Consider the following 18,942-nt stretch of genomic DNA (forward strand, 5'->3'; position numbering starts at 1 on the left):
GGAAGTGTGTTCACATGGGTCAATTCTCAGTGACAATTTATGGGGCTACCGGGTCAGTTCTCAGTGACAATCAACACAATTGGGTCAGGATGAAGGCCGGGGTAAGGTTCAGTTTGATCACGCGTGCGAAAGAGAACAGCACGTCATCCACGGTCACCGGGTTGCCGGAGGCGAATGCCGCGCCGTCGCGCAGGGTGAAGGTGATCGTCTTGGCCTCGGCATCGGCTTTCCATTCCGCGGCAAGCCCCGGCGCCAGAACCGTGGTGTCCTCGGCGTCATATTGCACCAGACGGTCATAGAGGTTGGTGACCAATTCACCGGAAGTGAACTCATAGGCCTGCGCGGGGTCAAGCGCCACGATATCGTCGATGTTCTGCGCCACGACAAGCACGCCTTCGGGCGTGTCGGCCAGGGCCAGCGGCGCGGCCAAGGCCAGCGCCAGCGCGCTCGCCAATAGGGTTGATCTAAGTGTTTTCATGGTTGTCTCCTTGTTGGATCGTTGAAGTTGGAATGTCATTTGCCCAGCGCGCCTAGGCTTTCTTGATCAGTTCAGGCAGCTCGATGGCCCCTGCCCGGTTCAGCACCGTCAAGGTGCCGGTCCAGAGGATGCGCGCAGTCGTGTCGGTTCGGTTTGCCCAAGCATGGGGAAGCTGGCCGCTGTAATGCAGACAGTCGCCCGCGCTCATGCGGAATTTCTGCCCGTCGAGGGTCTGCTCGATCTCTCCCTCAAGGACAAAGACCATCTCTTCGCCCTCATGGCTCACCGTCTCGGATTCGTAGCCAGGCGGGACGTGAAGCAGATAGCTCGACAGTTCTGCGCCCGGGAAAGTGGCGGCAAGGCTTTCATAGGTGAGTGATGAATTGGCCAGCGCGAACTGCGTGCGCTCATTGCCACGGGTCAGCCCGTCCGAGGGTTTGGGCGCGGCGATGAAATATTCCAAAGCCACATCCAACCCATCGGCGATCTGCGCCAGCGTGCCGAGCGACGGCGTGGCATTGCCCCGCTCCACCTGACTAAGATAGCCCATCGACACGCCGGATTTGTCGCAGAGCATTTGCAGCGTCATCTGCATCTGCTTACGCCTTTTGCGGATCGCGGCACCGAGGTTCGGCTCGGGCTTGGCTTTGTCGCGCGGCATCTTGGTCATCTCCCCTGTTCTGTGCCGACGTTACAAAAAATTATTTTGTCTGGCAAAAAAATTTTTGCAAATGGCGAAATTTGTTTTATGCACAAAGCATCCAGAACGGTGCCACCGCACCCTGAGGCCGCATGTCGGCGCAGGAAATGGCTTGCTGATCAATGGCACCGGCGAAGGAAGGGAGGGCGTGGCCCGTGAATACGAATATGACAAAAGCCCGCAGGCTGGCGCAGGGGGTCTCCTCTCTCGGCGGTTTTGCGGTGGTGACCCTGCTCACCTTCATCGGGCTGATGGCGATCACATTTTTCATCGGGCGGGTCATTCCGATTGATCCGGTGCTGGCCGTGGTCGGCGACCGTGCGACCCAAGAACAATATGACGCCGCCCGCGTGGCGATGGGGCTGGACCGGCCCCTGATCATGCAATTCTTCTCCTATGTCGGCGATGTGTTCCAAGGCGACCTCGGGCATTCCGTCTCGACCAACCGGCCCGTGGCGCAGGACCTCGCCAAGGTCTTTCCCGCCACGTTGGAGATGGCGACACTGGGCATCCTGATCGGCATCGGCCTTGGCGTGCCCTGCGGTGTCTGGGCCGCCGCGCGACAGGGCACTTGGGTGGATCAGATCATCCGCGTCTTCGCGCTGCTGGGCTACTCGGTGCCCGCCTTCTGGCTGGGGCTTGTCGGACTTGTCATCTTCTACGCCAATCTGGGTTGGGTCGCGGGGCCGGGCCGTGTCGATATCTTTTACGAAGGCATGGTAGCGCCGCGCAGCGGGCTGATGCTGGTGGATTCGGCCCTTGCTGGTGAATGGGACATCTTTTGGAATGCGCTGGATCACCTGATCCTGCCTGCCGCGATCCTCGGGTTTTTCTCGCTCGCCTATATCGCGCGGATGACCCGCAGCTTCATGCTGGATCAACTGGGGCAAGAATTCATCACCACCGCGCGGGTCAAGGGCGTGGCCGAATGGCGGGTGCTTTGGGTGCATGGGTTCCGCCCGATCCGCGTGCCGCTGATCACCGTGATCGGCCTGTCCTATGCCGCCCTGCTCGAAGGGTCGGTGATGATCGAGACGGTCTTTAGCTGGCCGGGCATCGGCAATTACCTGACCGTGGCGCTGCTCAACGCCGATATGAACGCCGTGCTGGGGGCGACGCTGGTGATCGGCGCGGTCTTCATCCTGATCAACAAACTCTCGGATGTGCTCTACCGCATCCTTGACCCCCGCAGCCGCTAGGAGGCCGTCATGACCACCGCAAGAAACTGGCTTTTGGACGACTCCCCCGCCTCGAAATTGCAGGCGAATATGGGCAACGCCTATCGCATGCTGCTGCAATTGCTGCGCAATCCGCTAGCGGTGGTGGGGGCGGTGATCCTGCTGATGCTGATCCTCGCCGCGCTGTTTGCCCCTTGGATCGCGCCGCAGAATCCGCTGGGGCAGAACCTCGACGCCCGCCTGTTGCCCCCTTCGGCGGCGCACTGGATGGGCACGGATGAGTTGGGGCGCGACATTTTCAGCCGCGTGATCTATGGCGCGCGGATCACCCTGATGATCGTGGCCTTGGTCGCCATCATCGCCGCCCCGCTGGGGCTACTGATCGGCGCGATTTCGGGCTATTTCGGCGGCTGGACCGACAGGGTCTTGATGGGGGTGACGGATGTGTTTCTGTCCATGCCCAAGCTGATCCTCGCGCTGGCCTTCGTCGCCGCCCTCGGGCCGGGGATCGAGAATGCCATCATCGCCATCGCCATCACCTCATGGCCCGCCTATGCGCGGATCGCACGGGCCGAGACGCTGACCTTCCGCAATTCCGAGTTCATCTCCGCCATGCGCCTGCTCGGCGCGTCGCACGGGCGGATTATCACGCGGCACGTGCTGCCGCTGTGCACCTCGTCGATGATCGTGCGGGTGACGCTGGACATGGCGGGGATCATCTTGACCGCCGCGGGCCTTGGCTTTCTGGGCCTTGGCGCGCAGCCGCCGCTGCCGGAATGGGGCGCGATGATCTCGCGCGGGCGGGCCTTCATCTTGGATCAATGGTGGGTGGCGACGATGCCCGGCTTTGCGATCATCCTTGTCTCGCTCGGCTTTTGCTTTTTGGGCGACGGGCTGCGCGACGTGCTCGACCCCAAACAAGGAGGCAAATCATGACCGCGCCCCTGCTGGAACTTGAAAACCTCTCCGTCAGCTTCCCTACCCCCAAGGGCCGGGTCGAGGTGGTCAAGGGGCTGTCCTTCACCCTCGGCCGTGAACGGCTTGGCATCGTGGGCGAAAGCGGCTCAGGCAAATCCATGACCGGGCGCGCGATCCTGCGGCTCGTCCGTCACCCGGGGCGGCAGCAAGCCGATGTCATGCGCTTTGACGGGATCGACCTGCAAAGCCAGTCGGAAAGACAAATGCGCCACCTGCGCGGGGCGCGGATTTCGATGATCATGCAGGACCCAAAGTTCTCGCTGAACCCGGTGATGACCGTGGGTGCGCAGATTGCCGAAGCCCTGCTGACCCACGAACGCCTCGCCCGGCGCGATGTGAAAGCGCGGGTGCTGGAGATGCTGGAATCGGTGCGGATCAATGAGCCTGAGCGGGTGATCGACCTCTACCCTCACGAAGTCTCTGGCGGCATGGGCCAGCGCATCATGATCGCCATGATGCTGATCCCGCGCCCCGATCTGCTGATCGCGGATGAGCCGACCTCGGCGCTGGATGTGAGCGTGCAGGCGCAAGTGCTCGACCTCATCGACGAGCTGGTGCGCGACCACGGCATGGGGCTGATCTTGATCTCCCATGACCTCAACCTCGTGGCGCGCTATTGCGACCGGATCCTTGTGATGCACGCAGGTCAGGTGGTGGAAAGCTGCGCCGCCGCCGACCTGCACAAGGCCAGCCATCCCTATACCAAGGGCCTTTTGGCGGCGGTTCCGAAAATGGAAGAGACGCGCGATGAACTGCCCGTCCTCGACCGCAGCGCATGGAGCGGCACATGAGCGCGATTACACTCAAGAACCTCGACATCTCCTATGGGCAAACCAAGGTGGTCAGCGGGGTGAATATCGACGTGGCCGAGGGCGAAAGCTTTGCGCTGGTGGGCGAAAGCGGCTCGGGCAAGTCCACGGTGCTCAAGGCCATCGCGGGGCTAGCCCCCGATTGGACCGGTGAGATTTCCGTGCTCGGCCAGCCGCGCGGTCACAGGGTCGACCGCGCCTTTGCCGGGCAATGCCAGATGGTATTTCAAGACCCCTATGCCTCTCTCCATCCGCGCAAGACGGTGGACGGCGTGCTGTCCGAGCCGCTGATGATCCACGGCCTCGGCAATCGCAGCGCCCGCGTGGTGGAGATGTTGCAGGCCGTCGGCCTCGACAAACGTTTCCGCTTCCGCTTTCCGCATCAGCTCTCCGGCGGGCAGCGACAACGGGTCGCCATCGCGCGCGCGCTAATGCTTGAGCCCAAGGTGATGCTGCTGGATGAGCCGACCTCGGCGCTGGATGTCTCGGTTCAGGCGGAGATCCTCAACCTGCTGAAACGGCTGCGTCGCGAACAGGGGCTGACCTATCTGATGGTCACCCACAATCTCCCCGTCGTCAGTTTCATGTGCGACCGCATGGCGGTGATGAACAAAGGCCGCGTGGTTGAGATCGCCCCGGCCAGCGCGCTGCATGACGGCAGCTTTACCGATCCCTATACCCAAGCCCTCTACGCCGCCTCGGGCGGCAATCCAGACCGCAAGGAAGCCCCATGACCGATACCACCGACGCAATGCAACGCTTTCAGACAGCGCTTGAGCAGGCGACCACCGAAACACAGGCCTTCGACGCGCTCTGCGCGCTGACCAAGGCCACCGTGGGGGCCAAACTCTTTACCGTGATGACCGCGGATATGGACGCGATGCTGGCGCGGCGGGTCTATACCGACGACGCCGAGAATTACCCAACCTCCGGCACCAAAGAGATCACCATCGACACTTGGTTCGAACAGGTCCACGGGCGGCAGGAATGCTTTGTCGCCAACACCTTGGCCGATATCGACGCGGTCTTTCCCGATGCGGAACTGATTGGCCGTTTGGGCTGCGCCTCAGTCGTGAACCTGCCGATCATCATCGGCGGCAAGATGGTCGCCACGGTCAACATCCTGCACGAAGAGGGCTACTACACCCCCACCCGCGTGGAACAGGTCAAAGCGCTGCTGACCCTGCCCGCCATCGCCACCATGGCCGTGGTGCGGCAGATGGGCTGACGCCCGGAGCGGGCACTGCCGAAAGAAGGTCGTCGCAGAAATGCGGCGGCCTTTTTGACTTGCGGCCCCGGCCAAAGGCCGCCACCATCCCGGTCAAGACGGAACCCATCGGGCATAGCTAAGGTTAACCTTATGAACATGCCCTAGGAGGAATGGCTCATGTGGACTTACGAACTCTTGATCCTGATCATGGCCGCAGTGGCGGCACTGGCATTCATGGCCAAGCAACGCCCCCAGCCTCGAAAGGTCCGCGCAATCGCCCCCCGCCCCCGCGCGAACAGATTGCATAACCGCCGGTATTGAGGCGTCAGCGCGGCTAGAAACGCCCCGCTACGGGCACCCCCGCGATTCCGCACTCGGCTTTCGGCCCCCGTCCTTGTCTCCCCGTCGGTTTCCGCCATGATGCTGGCAAAACCGGAGGGAGCCGACCTTGGACACCATTGAATATTTCTATTCCGCCCATTCCGCCTACGCCTATCTGGGGCATCGCAAGCTCTTGGAGATTTGCACGGCCCGCGGTGCGCGGCTGGTGCATCGCCCCTTTGACCTCACCCCCGTGATCGCCTCAGGCCGTGTGGACCACTTCCGCGGCTTCACGCCCCATTACATAGACTATTTCTTCGGCCGAGAGATTGAGCGTTGGGCGCAGTATCGCGGGCTGGAGATTCTCAACCACCGCCCGACCCACCATGACAACCCGCTGAACCTTGCAAACGGCTACCTGATCGCCGCCGCTCAGGCGGGGCGGGATGTCGACGCGCTTTCCTTTGCGATTCTTCAGGCCCATTGGCGCGATGATATCGATCTCGCGAATCCCGAGCATCTGCGCCGCGCGACTGAAACGGTCGATCCCGATTGCGACGGGCTGATCGCACGGGCGATGGAAGAGGATGTGCAGGCAATCCACGCCCAAAACACTGAAGAGGCCATTGCCCGCGGCATCTTTGGCTCGCCCAGCTATTTTCTGAATGGTGACATGTATTACGGCCAAGACCATCTGGAACTAATGGACCACGCCTTTGACCAGCCCTACCGCGACACGGGCTTCTACAACCCGCCGCGAGACGGATAAGACGCCCCAAAAGCGCCGTGCTCTTCAATTTTGGGTAGTGGCGGACCGAGGAGGATTCGAACCCCCGACCCCCTGATTCGTAGTCAGGTACTCTATCCAGCTGAGCTATCGGTCCACTGAGCGGGGGTTTAGTCTTAGCCCCGGGGAGTTGCAAGCCCTCGTTTCAAGGAAATGCAATTTTCTTTGAAATTCTATAGTGCGCCATCCCCCTTGGGCAGCGTTATGTCAAAAACCGTGCCCTCCGGCCCGCTGTTGCGCAGCGCGAGGCTGCCACCGTGGCCGCGCACCAGTTCGGAGGCGATCACCAGCCCCAAACCTGAGCCACCCTTGCGCGCCCCGCCCTGAAAGGCGGTGAAGAGATGCTCCCGCGCCTTGGGCGGCAGGCCGGGGCCGGTATCGCTAACGGTGATGCACCATGCCTCGCCCATATCCTCGGCCCGCAGGTAGACGTCGCCCGGTTTGCCGGTGGCGGTGATCGCCTGCCGGGCGTTACGCATGAGATTTGCCAGCACGCGGTACATTTGTTCAGGATCCGCACGCACGGTGAGATTCGCGGGAATATCAGCGGCAAAGCGCACGATGCTTTCGGGATCGGCCAGACGCTCGCCGTCTATAACCTCTTCCACCAGTTCTTCGAGCGGCATGAGCGTCAGCGTCGGCCCCGGCTCTTCGGCCTTGCCGAAGGCCAGCGTCGATTCGCATAGGTGCACCGCCCGGGTGATCGAGCCGACAAGTTTAGGGGCCATGCGCTTCACGGTCGGGTCTTCGGACATCTCGATCCGGTCGGTGAACAGCTGGGCAGAGGTGAGGATGTTGCGCAAATCGTGGCTGATCTTGCTGACGGCACTGCCCAACTGGGCCAAACGCTCTTTCTGTTTGAGCGCCTGCGTGAGGTCGGTTTGCAACTTCTGAAGCGCCTCTTCGGCCTCGCGCAATTCGGTCACGCTGGCGGAGGGTTCAATGATCCGCCGCGCATCTTCGGGTGCGGCGGCATAGCGCTGCATATGCCCCGCCACCCGTTTGATCGGTTTCAGCAGCAAGGCCCGCATGGCAAAGAACAAAAGCACCGCCGTGATGACCGAGATCACCGCCGAAAGGATGAGGATGCGAATCCCGTAGTCGAGCATGGCGACACGCATGGGCGCTGTCTCCATCGTGACCTCAATCAGCAGCCCCGCTTCGCGCACCGGCGCGCCGATCACGCGGACCACCTCATTCCCCGGGCGGAACAGCCGCAGCATCGCATCGCGGATCAAGGTCGTCGCCGAGGCATCGCGCAAATCATAGGTCTGCGACACCATGCGCGGCATGGGCGACGCCAGCACCAATTGCCGCGCCTCATCCCGGCGCAGCACCACGTTGAACACCTCGGCGTTGCGCAGCAGCTCCTCTTCCAGCTCCGGGTCGAGCATGTCGTCGGCCAAAAGCGCCAGCGAGGCGATCTGCGCCCGCTCCAACCGCGTCAGCATATATTCCTCGCGGAACCGCGCGATGGAGGGGACAAAGATCAGCACTTCGGCCAGCATCACGAAGATGGTGGTGAGGATCAGCAGGCGGCCAGAAAGCGAGTGGATCATGGGCGATCTCAGGGCAAGAGGCGCTGCACGGCGCGCACCACCGTTTTGACCAGAGCGCTTTCGAACAGGCGCGGGCTGAAATAGGCCCCCGCCGCGCGTTTGTTAATCTCCGAGATCGTGGGGTAAGGGGCAACCATAGCAGCAATCTGGCTCATCTTCATCTTATTGACCAGCGCAAGCGACCACAGGGTGATCAATTCGCCCGCCTGATGGCCGACGATACTGGCCCCAACCGGGCGGCCCTTGACCACCATGACTTTGATGAACCCTTTGGTCTGACGCTCGGCAATCGCGCGGTCGTTGTGGTTGTAATGGAACCGCACGACCTCCAGCTTGTCGCCATGCTCTTCGCGCGCCTGCGCTTCGGTCAGCCCCACCTGCGCCAGTTCCGGCGCGGCATAGGTGACCCATGGAATATGGTGTAGCTTCGTCTTGCTCGGCAGGCCAAAGAGGATCGAGCGGATCACCACTCCGGCGTGATAGCCTGCCACATGGGTAAATTGCAGCCCGCCCGCCACATCGCCAATGGCATAGACCCGGCGGTTGCTGCTGCGCAGGCTGTCGTCGACCTTGATGCCTGCCTTGGTGGTCTCCACCCCGGCCTTATCCAGATCGAGCCGGTCGATGTTGCTCTTGCGCCCCACGGCCATCAGCAGATGCGAGCCCTTGATCACGCGGCCATCCTTGGTCTCGACCGTGATCGCCTCCGCCGCACCGCTGACCTTGGCCGCATCGCTGCCTTCCTCGAAAACCACCCCCTCGTCCCGCATGGTCTGCAACACCACCTCGGACAATTCGGGGTCATCCTTGCCAAGCGCGCGGCTGCCTTCGATCACGGTGACCTTGCAGCCCATCCGCACATGGGCCTGCGCCATCTCGATCCCGATCGGGCCGCCACCGATGATGATCAGATGCTCGGGCTTTTCGCGCAGATCAAAGAGGGTCTCATTCGTCTCATAGGGCACATCCTCCAGCCCCGGAATCGGCGGCACCAGCGGGGAGGAGCCGGTGGCCACGACGATGCGCCGCGCGGCGATGATGGTGTCGCCCGCCTGCACCTCTTTATCGGAAATGAAACGCCCGTATTCGCGGATCACCCGCACGCCCAAGCCCTCGAACCGCTCAACCGAATCGACCGGCGCGATTTGCGAGATGACATCGGCCACGTGATCCTTGGCAGCGGCGTAGTCGACCACCCCGGCGGCGGCCTCCACCCCGTATTGCGCGCTGTGTTGCTGGGTATAGGCGGTCTTGCCGGTCTTGATCAGCGCCTTGGAGGGCACGCAGCCATAGTTCAGGCAATCGCCGCCCATCTTGTGCCCTTCCAGCAGGGTCACATCCGCGCCCATCTGCACGGCCCCCGCTGCCACCGATAACCCGCCAGAGCCTGCGCCGATGATCAGAACGTCGGTCTTGATACGGTTGGTCATTTCAGCAGATCCTTCCTACCGGTAAATGTCTTGATCGCCACGGGCAGCAGCGACAGCACGCAAAGGCCCAGAATGGGCAATAGAATATGCGGCTCGAAAATAATCCCAAGGTCGGGCGACTCACCCCGGGCGAAAACCGCACCTAGCCCTGCGCCCACCGAGGTAAAGACCAAGGCCCCCGGCATGATTCCGAAAAACGTCGAGATCACGAAGCGAAACAGCGGCACACCGAGAAAGGCCGGCAGCAGATTCGCGACAAAGAAGGGCACCACCGGCACCAGCCGGATAAAGAAGAGCATCGACCACTGGTTGTCGTCGATCCCCGCCTTGATCTTGCGCACCATGCCCTCAGAGGCGTCCATCCGGTCTTTCAACCGTGCGCCAAGGCCCCATTGCGCGGCCAGAAAGATCACCACCGCGCCCAAGGTCGCAGCACTGACGTTATAAAGCACGCCCGGAAACAGCCCGAAGAGGAAGCCGCCCGTCAAAGTGGCCACCGTGGCCCCCGGCAGGGAAAAGGCCACGATCACCACATAGGCGGCGACAAAGACCAGCGCGGTCAGCAGGTAGTTGCTGTCGCGAAAGGCGATCAGCGCCTCGCGATTGTCACGCAGCGCGTCAAAACTCAGGTAATCGCGCAGGGTAAAGGCCCCGATGGCTGCGATGACGGCGATCAGCGCAAGGGGCAGATAGCGCATCAGCGCGGGTTTACTTTGGTCATTGCGGCTCATTTTCACACTTCCTTGGGCCTACATCAGACCAATTTCGCTTTCCTCAATGATGGCGTGAAGCGGGGCGCGGGAACAGGCTCCTCACGCGCGCTTGATGGGACTTGTGCGGGAAAGGGCGATTTTGCAAAGTTACGGGGTGAACTGAAACAATTCCGTCCCCGCAAACCGGCATTTTGTTGCAAAGCGCGGTTTTTCCCTGTCAGGGGGTTTGACTTGCGCGCCCCGCCGCATTAGAGGACGGGCTTGAATTGACGCTGGCCGCGGTGGAACCTTCAAGTGATTCCGTGCCCAGCCAGCTTTAGATGGAGACGGAGCGATGAAACGCACCTTTCAACCCTCGAACCTCGTGCGCAAGCGGCGCCATGGTTTCCGCGCGCGCATGGCCACCAAAGCCGGCCGTAAGATCATCAATGCACGCCGCGCACAGGGCCGGAAATCGCTGAGCGCATAAGCGCCCTCGATCTTCGGAACCAGAATATGACACCGCCGGAGGCACCCTTGAATGGCACTTGCGCCACGAAGGGGAACCCTGCCCCGGCGGTTTCTCTGCGTCTGGAAACCCTGACCAAACGGGCGGATTTCCAACGCGCCAGCCGCGCCAAACGCGTGGCCACCCCCGGCTTCATTCTGCAAATGCGACACCGCCGGGAGGATGAGCCCAGCGCGGCGCCCATTCGCGTGGGTTTCACCTGTTCCAAGAAGGTCGGCAATGCCGTGGCCCGCAACCGCGCCAAGCGCCGCCTGCGCGAGATCGCGCGGCTCACCCTGCCGCAGGCGGGGCGCGCGGGCATGGACTATGTCTTTGTCGGGCGGCGCGAGGCGACAGCCACCCTGCCCTTTGATCAATTGCTCGCCGATCTGGCCCGCGCGCTGGATATTCTGCACGGGGTCCGAAAATGACTCCCCTGGCCGCGCTTCTTGCCCTGCCGGTGCGCGGCTATCGGCTGATCTTCAGCCCATGGGTCGGGCATAATTGCCGCTATCAGCCCACCTGCAGCGCCTATGCGCTGGAAGCCTTGCAAAAACACGGCGGGCTGCGCGGCGGATGGCTGGCCGCCCGCCGGATCGCGCGCTGCCACCCTTGGGGGCAAAGCGGGATCGACAACGTTCCCGATTAGCGCCGCGCTTGCGGCAAAGGGGCAAAATGCCCTAGGTGAAGCCAAGCTGATAGTGAGAGACCGACGATGCTGGACGAAACCGACGAGATTCACCCCCTCTTTGCCGGTGCACCGCAAAGCACCGAGTTCAAGAAACTGCGCAAACGCATCGTCCGCATGACCCGCGAGGCGATCGATCAATACGGCATGGTTGAGCCGACCGCCCAAGGCGCACCCAAGCCGAAATGGCTGGTCTGCCTGTCAGGCGGCAAAGACAGCTATACCCTGCTTGCGGTTCTGCACGAGCTGCAATGGCGCGGCCTGCTGCCGGTCGAGCTTTTGGCCTGCAACCTCGATCAGGGGCAGCCAAATTTCCCGGCGACCGTGCTGCCGGAATTCCTTGAAAAGATGGGCGTGCCGCATCGCATCGAATATCAAGACACCTATTCGATCGTGATGGACAAGGTCCCCGCCGGGCGCACCTTCTGCGCGCTTTGCTCCCGCCTGCGCCGGGGCAATCTCTACCGGATCGCACGGGAGGAGGGCTGCTCTGCCGTGGTATTGGGGCATCACCGGGATGACATCCTCGAAACCTTTTTCATGAACCTTTTCCACGGCGGACGACTGGCGACCATGCCGCCCAAATTGGTTAACGAGGAAGGCGATCTTTTTGTCTACCGCCCCCTCGCCCATGTCGCGGAAAGCGATTGCGAGCGTTTTGCCACGGCGATGAACTACCCGATCATTCCCTGCGATCTCTGCGGCTCGCAGGACGGGCTTCAGCGGCAGCAGGTGAAAGCGATTCTCGACGGGTGGGAGGCCAATAGCCCCGGTCGTCGGCAGGTCATGTTCCGCGCGCTGATGAACGCCCGCCCCTCGCATCTGCTGGATCCCAAGCTTTTTGACTTCGCCGGGCTCATGCGGAACGTTGAAGGTACGGAGCAAGAACAATTTTAGATAACAATCCGCAAAAAGGCGGGTTCTGTTAACCCACAGCACACCCTAAAGGCGATATCCCTCCCCCGTCAGCGCAGGCATTGCGCGTATTGGGAAGGGATATCGCGATGGCAATTCACCGGCTTTCCGGGCTCACGCAACTGCGCCAGTCGTTCGCCGTTTTGCTCAGCGGTCAGGCCGCTTTGGCCTTCCTCCCCGCGCTGACGTTGCTGGCCTTTTGGATCGGCGGCGAAATGGCTCTGATCGCCGCCTCCGCTGCGCTGCCGCTTCTTTTCCTTGCGGGGCAGCGCTTTGGCGGGAATTCTCAGGCACCCCAAGACGCGCTCGGCGGCATCCTACAACGCAGCGCTTTTGAGGAGTTCGCCGAACAAGTTTTTCAAACCGCCCATTCGCGGGGGCGTTTGTCGGCCACATGTTTCATTGCGCTCGAAGGGCTTGACCAAATCATCGAACGCCACGGTCAAACCGCCGCCGACACGGTCCTGCGGCAAAGCGGCGAACGATTGCAGGGCGCCCTGCGCGACGATGATCTCATCGGCAAGATGGGAGAGGCGCGGTTCGCCGTCTGCACCGCCCCGGTCCGACAACTCGATCTTGAGCTTTGCATTCAACTGGCGGGGCGGCTGCAATCCGCCTTGGAAGAACCGTTTTTCGTCGATGGGGTTACGATCTACCTTACGGCCTCCGTCGGCTTTTGCCTTAACACCCGCACCCCGGGCGGGGATGGCGCCGCATGGCTCGCCGCCGCTGCCACCGCCCTGCGCAGCGCGCAGCGGCGCGGCCCATCCTCCATTCGCGCCTTTTCCGACCAGATGCGCCGGGAAACCGAAAGCCGCGCCGAACTGCGCGAAGAGGTCGCGCAGGCTTTGGACAGCGGCCAAATTCAACCATGGTTCCAGCCGCAAATCTCAACCGACACAGGCCAGATCACCGGTTTTGAAGCCTTGGCGCGCTGGAACCATCCGGTACAGGGCATGATCCCCCCTTCGGATTTCCTGCCCGCCGTCGAAGAGGCAGGCCTGTTGGAGCGTTTGGCCGAAGTCATGATGTACCACGCCTTCGCCGCCCTCAAAGCCTGGGATGGGTCCGGCACCGTGGTGCCGCAGATCGGGGTGAACTTCGCCGGGGGTGAACTTGCCAACCCCCGGCTCATCGACAAAATCACTTGGGAGTTGGACCGGTTCGACCTGTCCCCCGACCGGCTCGCCATCGAAGTGCTGGAAACCGTCGTCGCCTCAACTGCAGACGATGTGATCACCCGCAATATCAACGCCCTGCGCAAACTCGGATGCCGCATTGATCTTGACGACTTCGGCACGGGCCATGCCTCCATCGCATCCATCCGCCGCTTTTCCGTCAGCCGGATCAAGATCGACCGCTCTTTCGTCATGAAAGCCGACCGCGACCCCGACCAACAGCGCATGATCAGCGCCATTCTCACCATGGCCGAACGACTGGGCATTGAGACCCTCGCCGAAGGGGTGGAAACAGTGGGGGAGCATGTCTTGCTCGCCCAACTCGGCTGCGACCATGTGCAGGGATTCGGCATCGCCCGCCCCATGCCGTTTGAGCAAACACTCGATTGGATCGCCCGCCACAACGCGAAACTGCAAGACGTGCCGCGCATCATGAATGGGCGTGCCACCTAGCGGGCTCTGTGCTTAGCACCGGCCCGGGGCATTAAGCGACGGTGGTCGCGACGGCCGAAGGGTCTGAGGCAGAGGAGAACACCCTGCACCCCGAAGTACGGTCACACCCTTCGCGCCCGCCTCGCTCAATGCCGGGGCCGCCGCTCCCCCGCAACCGCCCCCGGCGAAACTTCGCAAAACCCATGCCAGATGGACCAAAACCACCCTGCATCCCCCTTCATCCCGCCCGATTCCACTTGACCTTTGGCCCCGCACTCTGTTGAACCCCCGTGATATTCAAAGACATCAGGTGGCGGTCCCCATGGACGAACAGAACAAGAATCTCATCCTTGCCACGGCGCTCAGCTTTGCCGTCATCCTCGTGTGGTTCCTTCTGTTCCCGCCCCCCGAAGCCGACCCGGCATTGGAACCCGGCAGTGAGATCAGCGAGACTGTCGAAGGCACTTCGGTTCCCGCCTCCACCGCCGATACCGCGGCCGCGCCCGGCACGGAAGATGGCGAAGGCGCCGCCCCCGAAGGCCGCCGCGCGGCACTGGCGGCAGCGCCTCGCGTGGCAATCGCGACAGAGAAGGTCAGCGGCTCCATCTCGCTCATGGGCGGTCGGATCGACGATCTGAAATTGAACGATTACCAAACCACGCTCGACGCGGATGCCGAAATCGTGACCCTGCTCTCCCCCGAAGGGTCGAGCGATGCTTACTATGCGCTGCACGGTTGGGCCGCCGGTTCGGGCCTCGCCCCCGATGCCGTCCCCGGTGTCGACACGCTTTGGACCCTGAGCGAGGGCGAAACGCTGGGCGTCGACAGCCCCGTGACCCTCACTTGGGACAATGGCGCCGGGCAGGTCTTTACCCGCACCATCTCGGTCGATGACCAATATATGTTCGACATCACCCAGAGCGTGACCAACAACGGCGAAGGCGCGGTGAACCTCGCCCCCTTCGGCATGATCGCGCAGCACGGGCTGCCCGAAGACCTGAAAAGCTTCTTCATCCTGCATGAAGGCGCCGTGGCCATGGCCAATGGTGAACTTTCCGAAGTCGATTGGGACGACATCGCCGATGCCGAGGTAAACAGCACCTGGGGCCGCCCCGCCGTGGTCACCGAAGGCGTGACCGAGGGCTGGGTTGGCTTCACCGACCACTACTGGCAGGCGGTGCTGATCCCCGACGCGGGCGAGACCTTTGAACAGGCGCTCACCTATGATCCGCGCGCGGACACCTACCGCGCCTTCACCCGCCAGCCCACCCGCTCGGTCGCGGCAGGCGAAAGCGTAAGCACCTCCAGCAAGTTCTTCGCCGGTGCCAAGGAATGGGAGACCCTTCAGGATTACCAATCCTCCGGTGTTGCCAAATTCATCGACAGCATCGACTGGGGCTGGTTCTTCTTCCTGACCAAGCCGATCTTCTGGCTGCTGCATGAGCTGAACAAACTTATCGGCAACATGGGTGTCGCCATCATCGGCCTGACGCTGCTGATCAAGGCGGTCCTCTTCCCGCTGGCGTACAAATCCTACGTCTCCATGGCGCGGATGAAAGAGCTTCAGCCCGAGATGGAAAAGCTGAAGAAAGAAGCGGGCGACGACCGTCAGAAGATGCAACAGGGCATGATGGAGCTCTATAAGAAGAACAAGGTGAACCCTGCGGCGGGCTGCCTGCCGATCCTGCTGCAAATCCCGATCTTCTTCTCGCTCTACAAGGTGATTTTCGTCACGATCGAGCTGCGCCATGCCCCCTTCTTTGGCCCGTTCCAAGACCTCAGCGCGCCCGATCCCACCTCGATCATGAACCTCTGGGGTCTCTTGCCCTATGCCGCGCCCGAGCCGGGTTCGATGCTGGCGCTGATCTTCATCGGCATCCTGCCGCTGCTCTTGGGTATCTCCATGTTCTTGCAGCAAAAGCTGAACCCGGCGCCCACCGATCCGACACAGCAAATGATCTTTGCGTGGATGCCGTGGGTGTTCATGTTCATGCTGGGCGGTTTCGCGAGCGGCTTGGTGGTGTACTGGATCGCCAACAACACGATCACCTTCACCCAGCAATATTTGATCATGCGCAGCCAGGGGTACAAACCTGACCTCTGGGGCAACATCAAAGGCGGCTTCAAACGCACGCCCAAGAGCGCTGCCGCCAATGCGGATGCCAAACCCAAATCGGGCAAGTCGAAAAAGTGATGCAGGTCACCGCGCTCAACCGGCATCCGCTGAAGGCCCATGGCCGCGAGACGGTTGAGCGTGTGACCCTGCGCGCCGGGCAATCCATGCCCTATGACCGGCTTTGGGCCGTGGCCCATGACGCCTCCAAAGCCGCGCCGGGAGACTGGGCGCGGTGTTTAAATTTCACCCGGGGGGCCTCTTCGCCGCAGTTGCAGGCGATTAGGGCCAAGCTGGATGAGACGACTGAGATGCTCACCCTGCGCCACCCGATGCGTGGGGAAATCACCTTCCACCCGGATCGCGAACAGGCTGCCTTCCTCGACTGGGTGCGCCCGCTGGTGGCCGAAGGCCGCGCTGCCCCGGTGGATATCCTCCGTCTCGATGGCCGCGGCTATACCGACAGCGCAGAGCCGACGCTCTCGCTCAACAGCCTCACCTCCCATCGCGCCGTCGAAGACTTGGCAGCAGCCCCGCTGCAAACCGCCCGCTGGCGCGGCAACATCTGGTTTGACGGCGCCGCCCCTTGGGCCGAGTTCGACTGGCTGGGGCGTGACTTGAAAATCGGCGAAGCACGGCTGCATGTCTCCAAACGCATCACCCGCTGCCTTGCCACCACCGTAAACACCGACACCGGCGCGCGCGACGTGGACACGCTCGCCGCACTCGACCAATTGGGTCACCGGGATTTCGGTGTTACCCTGACCGTCACCAAGGGCGGAGAGATCGCCGTGGGCGACGAACTGGAGCTGATCTGATGCAAGTGAACTACACCATCGCCGAAGAGCCCGACGCCCCGAGCGCCGAGAAGGGCCGGATGCTTTTCGCCGGGGAGACGACATTCGTCAAAGGCGTGGTGGCGATGGATGGGCTGCCGCCCCCAGACCGGATGGAGGTCTGCTTTGCCGGGCGCTCCAACGTCGGGAAATCGACGCTGATCAACGCGCTGACCGGGATGAAAGCGCTGGCGCGGGCGTCGAACACGCCGGGCCGCACGCAAGAGATCAACTTTTTCACCGCCGGGGAAGAGCACTACCTCGTCGACCTGCCGGGCTATGGCTATGCCAATGCGCCGCTGCCGGTGGTCGAGAAGTGGCAGCGTCTGCTGAAACAATACCTCTCGGGCCGCCAGACCCTGCGCCGCGCCTTCGTGCTGATCGACGCGCGCCATGGCGTGAAGAAGGTCGATGATGAGATCATGTCCCTGCTCGACAGTTCCGCCGTCACCTTTCAGGTCGTGCTGACCAAGGCGGATAAGGTCAAAGAAGCCGAGCGCGCGAAAATCCTGTCGCAGGTGAAAGACGCGCTGAGCAAACACCCCGCCGCCTACCCGGAGATTGTCGTGACATCTTCGGAAAAGGGCTGGGGCATCCCTACGCTGCGTGCCATCATCGCCACGCTGGTATAGCACCTCCCGCCGCTATCGGCTTCCCATGGGTCAACAGATGAGAACGCAAGACATGAACCGCGACTGGATCGCCACCGCCCAAACCCTCAGCCAAGCTCTGCCCTTTTTGCAACGCTACGCCGATGCCACAGTGGTCATCAAACTGGGCGGCCATGCGATGGGCAGCGACGAAGCGATGGATGAATTTGCCCGCGATGTCGCGCTGATGCGGCAGGTGGGGGTGAACCCGGTGATCGTCCATGGCGGCGGCCCGATGATCAACGACATGCTGGCGCGGTTGAACATCAAATCCGAATTCGTGAACGGCAAACGGGTGACCGATGCCGCGACCATGGAAGTGGTTGAGATGGTGCTCTCGGGCCTTGTCAACGCGCGGATCGTGCAGGCGATCTCAGAGCAAGGTGGCCGCGCGGTTGGTGTTTCGGGCAAAGACAGCGGGTTGATCGTTTGCGACCCCGAAGACCCCGCTCTGGGCCTCGTGGGCAACCCGACACAGGTCAACCCGCGCATCCTGCGGGACTTTGCCGACAAGGGCATCATTCCCGTCATCGCGCCGCTCGGCATGGGCCACGGGGGGGAGACCTATAATATTAACGGCGACACCGCCGCTGGCGCCATCGCGGGCGCGTTGGAGGCCGACCGCTTGTTGCTGCTGACGGATGTGGCGGGCGTCAAAGACGGCAAGGGCGAGGTTGTGACCGACCTCACAGCGAGCCAAATCAACGAGATGATCGCCGATGGCACCATTGCGGGCGGGATGATTCCCAAGGTGCAAACCGCGCTGGACGCGCTCGAAGGCGGTGTGCGGGCGGCGGTCATCCTCGACGGGCGCGCGCCCAATGCCTGCCTGTTGGAGCTTTTCACCGAACACGGCGCGGGCAGCATCATTCGCAAGGGCTAGGCCCAAAGCGCTTGCCCCCTGCCCCTGCTTCGCGCCTATGATGGGGCGAGCAGTGAAAGGAACGACATGCGCCGCCTGATCCTGATGCGACACGCGAAATCGGACTGGTCCCATGGGACCAGCGATCATGACCGCCCCCTGAATGCCCGCGGGCGCGGGGCGGCCCAAGCCCTCGGCAACTGGCTGCGCGCAGAGGCGCTGCTGCCTGATGCGGTGCTCTGCTCAACGGCGGCCCGCACCCGCGAAACCTGCGCCCGCTTGGCGCTGCCTGAGGGCTGTCAGGTGGAGTACCTTCGCCAACTTTACCTCGCCGAGCCTGATCAGATCATCACCAGCCTGCGCCAGCGCGGCACGGGCAACACCCTGCTGCTGGTGGCGCATAACCCCGGCATCGCCGCTGCCGCCGCAGGGCTATTGCAGCAGCCGCCCGAACAGGAAGCCTTTGATCGCTACCCCTCGGGCGCGACGACGGTGTTGGATTTCGCGGTTGGATGCTGGGCCGAGGTGGCCCCCAGCAGCGGAGTGCTGCACGCCTTCACCGTCCCCAAACAACTGGTTTGAAACGCAAACGCCCCGACCAAATGGCCGGGGCGCAGG

The 18,942-nt window shown here is 62.5% G+C and carries 20 protein-coding genes, 1 tRNA gene and 1 pseudogene; 16 read left to right on the forward strand and 6 right to left on the reverse strand.

Annotation, left to right across the window (positions count from 1 at the left end; all coding sequences use genetic code 11):
* Positions 1-76: 76 nt before the first annotated feature.
* Positions 77-478, reverse strand: a pseudogene (locus ACGYLA_RS17265) (ABC transporter substrate-binding protein); the annotation flags it as partial.
* Between the two features lie 52 nt (positions 479-530).
* Complete coding sequence (locus ACGYLA_RS17270) at positions 531-1,139, reverse strand: helix-turn-helix domain-containing protein (protein WP_394411791.1); 609 nt, start codon at positions 1,137-1,139, stop codon at positions 531-533.
* A 206-nt stretch (positions 1,140-1,345) separates the two neighbouring features.
* Here ACGYLA_RS17270 and ACGYLA_RS17275 point away from each other — a divergent pair, with 206 nt between their 5' ends.
* From ACGYLA_RS17275 to ACGYLA_RS17300, 6 genes are all read left to right on the forward strand, one after another.
* On the forward strand, positions 1,346-2,377 hold the full coding sequence (locus ACGYLA_RS17275; protein ID WP_394410689.1) for an ABC transporter permease: 1,032 nt from the start codon (positions 1,346-1,348) through the stop codon (positions 2,375-2,377).
* Positions 2,378-2,386: 9 nt separating this feature from the next.
* Positions 2,387-3,292 (forward strand): ABC transporter permease, encoded by a 906-nt coding sequence (locus tag ACGYLA_RS17280; RefSeq protein ID WP_209218357.1) that lies wholly within the window; start codon positions 2,387-2,389, stop codon positions 3,290-3,292.
* Positions 3,286-4,125, forward strand: coding sequence for an ABC transporter ATP-binding protein (locus ACGYLA_RS17285; protein ID WP_394434179.1), 840 nt, complete (start codon positions 3,286-3,288; stop codon positions 4,123-4,125). The genes ACGYLA_RS17280 and ACGYLA_RS17285 overlap by 7 nt, the downstream gene beginning before the upstream one ends.
* Entirely contained in the window at positions 4,122-4,877 is a 756-nt protein-coding gene (locus tag ACGYLA_RS17290; protein WP_394403201.1) for an ABC transporter ATP-binding protein, read from the forward strand. The genes ACGYLA_RS17285 and ACGYLA_RS17290 overlap by 4 nt, the downstream gene beginning before the upstream one ends.
* Positions 4,874-5,371 (forward strand): GAF domain-containing protein, encoded by a 498-nt coding sequence (locus tag ACGYLA_RS17295; RefSeq protein ID WP_322328370.1) that lies wholly within the window; start codon positions 4,874-4,876, stop codon positions 5,369-5,371. Before ACGYLA_RS17290 ends, ACGYLA_RS17295 begins: the two co-directional genes overlap by 4 nt.
* 430 nt (positions 5,372-5,801) lie before the next feature.
* Positions 5,802-6,443, forward strand: a complete 642-nt coding sequence (locus ACGYLA_RS17300; RefSeq protein WP_394434126.1) for a 2-hydroxychromene-2-carboxylate isomerase — start codon at positions 5,802-5,804, stop codon at positions 6,441-6,443.
* Positions 6,444-6,481: 38 nt separating this feature from the next.
* On the opposite strand, the gene ACGYLA_RS17305 is transcribed toward ACGYLA_RS17300, so the two are convergent.
* The 4 genes from ACGYLA_RS17305 to ACGYLA_RS17320 all read right to left on the reverse strand — a co-directional run bounded on the left by ACGYLA_RS17305 (position 6,482) and on the right by ACGYLA_RS17320 (position 10,181).
* Positions 6,482-6,558, reverse strand: a tRNA-Arg gene (locus ACGYLA_RS17305).
* Between the two features lie 76 nt (positions 6,559-6,634).
* Entirely contained in the window at positions 6,635-8,020 is a 1,386-nt protein-coding gene (locus tag ACGYLA_RS17310; RefSeq protein ID WP_394434128.1) for a sensor histidine kinase, read from the reverse strand.
* Between the two features lie 8 nt (positions 8,021-8,028).
* Complete coding sequence (locus tag ACGYLA_RS17315; RefSeq protein ID WP_394434130.1) at positions 8,029-9,450, reverse strand: dihydrolipoyl dehydrogenase family protein; 1,422 nt, start codon at positions 9,448-9,450, stop codon at positions 8,029-8,031.
* Positions 9,447-10,181 carry a TVP38/TMEM64 family protein gene (locus tag ACGYLA_RS17320; RefSeq protein WP_394434132.1) on the reverse strand — a complete coding sequence of 245 codons (735 nt, stop codon included), beginning with the start codon at positions 10,179-10,181 and terminating at the stop codon, positions 9,447-9,449. Before ACGYLA_RS17320 ends, ACGYLA_RS17315 begins: the two co-directional genes overlap by 4 nt.
* 316 nt (positions 10,182-10,497) lie before the next feature.
* On the opposite strand from ACGYLA_RS17320, the gene rpmH reads away from it, so the two are divergent.
* The 10 genes from rpmH to ACGYLA_RS17370 all read left to right on the forward strand — a co-directional run bounded on the left by rpmH (position 10,498) and on the right by ACGYLA_RS17370 (position 18,906).
* Entirely contained in the window at positions 10,498-10,632 is a 135-nt protein-coding gene (gene rpmH / locus ACGYLA_RS17325; RefSeq protein ID WP_007118882.1) for a 50S ribosomal protein L34, read from the forward strand.
* 26 nt (positions 10,633-10,658) lie between these two features.
* Positions 10,659-11,081 (forward strand): ribonuclease P protein component, encoded by a 423-nt coding sequence (gene rnpA, locus ACGYLA_RS17330; protein WP_394434135.1) that lies wholly within the window; start codon positions 10,659-10,661, stop codon positions 11,079-11,081.
* Positions 11,078-11,299 carry a membrane protein insertion efficiency factor YidD gene (gene yidD, locus ACGYLA_RS17335; RefSeq protein ID WP_067267460.1) on the forward strand — a complete coding sequence of 74 codons (222 nt, stop codon included), beginning with the start codon at positions 11,078-11,080 and terminating at the stop codon, positions 11,297-11,299. The genes rnpA and yidD overlap by 4 nt, the downstream gene beginning before the upstream one ends.
* Before the next feature lie 66 nt (positions 11,300-11,365).
* Positions 11,366-12,235 (forward strand): tRNA 2-thiocytidine(32) synthetase TtcA, encoded by an 870-nt coding sequence (ttcA, locus tag ACGYLA_RS17340; protein WP_067267458.1) that lies wholly within the window; start codon positions 11,366-11,368, stop codon positions 12,233-12,235.
* A gap of 107 nt (positions 12,236-12,342) precedes the next feature.
* Positions 12,343-13,884: a putative bifunctional diguanylate cyclase/phosphodiesterase gene (locus ACGYLA_RS17345; RefSeq protein ID WP_394434138.1), complete on the forward strand. Its 1,542-nt coding sequence runs from the start codon at positions 12,343-12,345 to the stop codon at positions 13,882-13,884.
* A 301-nt stretch (positions 13,885-14,185) separates the two neighbouring features.
* Positions 14,186-16,057: a membrane protein insertase YidC gene (gene yidC / locus ACGYLA_RS17350; protein ID WP_394434140.1), complete on the forward strand. Its 1,872-nt coding sequence runs from the start codon at positions 14,186-14,188 to the stop codon at positions 16,055-16,057.
* Complete coding sequence (locus ACGYLA_RS17355) at positions 16,057-16,794, forward strand: MOSC domain-containing protein (RefSeq protein ID WP_394434181.1); 738 nt, start codon at positions 16,057-16,059, stop codon at positions 16,792-16,794. The genes yidC and ACGYLA_RS17355 overlap by 1 nt, the downstream gene beginning before the upstream one ends.
* A complete protein-coding gene (gene yihA, locus ACGYLA_RS17360) occupies positions 16,794-17,444 on the forward strand; it encodes a ribosome biogenesis GTP-binding protein YihA/YsxC (RefSeq protein ID WP_067263087.1) in 651 nt (216 codons plus the stop codon). The genes ACGYLA_RS17355 and yihA overlap by 1 nt, the downstream gene beginning before the upstream one ends.
* A 37-nt stretch (positions 17,445-17,481) precedes the next feature.
* Complete coding sequence (argB, locus tag ACGYLA_RS17365) at positions 17,482-18,345, forward strand: acetylglutamate kinase (protein ID WP_394434142.1); 864 nt, start codon at positions 17,482-17,484, stop codon at positions 18,343-18,345.
* Between the two features lie 66 nt (positions 18,346-18,411).
* Complete coding sequence (locus ACGYLA_RS17370; protein WP_394434144.1) at positions 18,412-18,906, forward strand: SixA phosphatase family protein; 495 nt, start codon at positions 18,412-18,414, stop codon at positions 18,904-18,906.
* Positions 18,907-18,942 lie beyond the last annotated feature (36 nt).

Source organism: Sulfitobacter sp. 1A13679 (genome assembly GCF_043557115.1).
In the GTDB taxonomy this organism is placed as follows: Bacteria; Pseudomonadota; Alphaproteobacteria; order Rhodobacterales; family Rhodobacteraceae; genus Sulfitobacter; species Sulfitobacter faviae.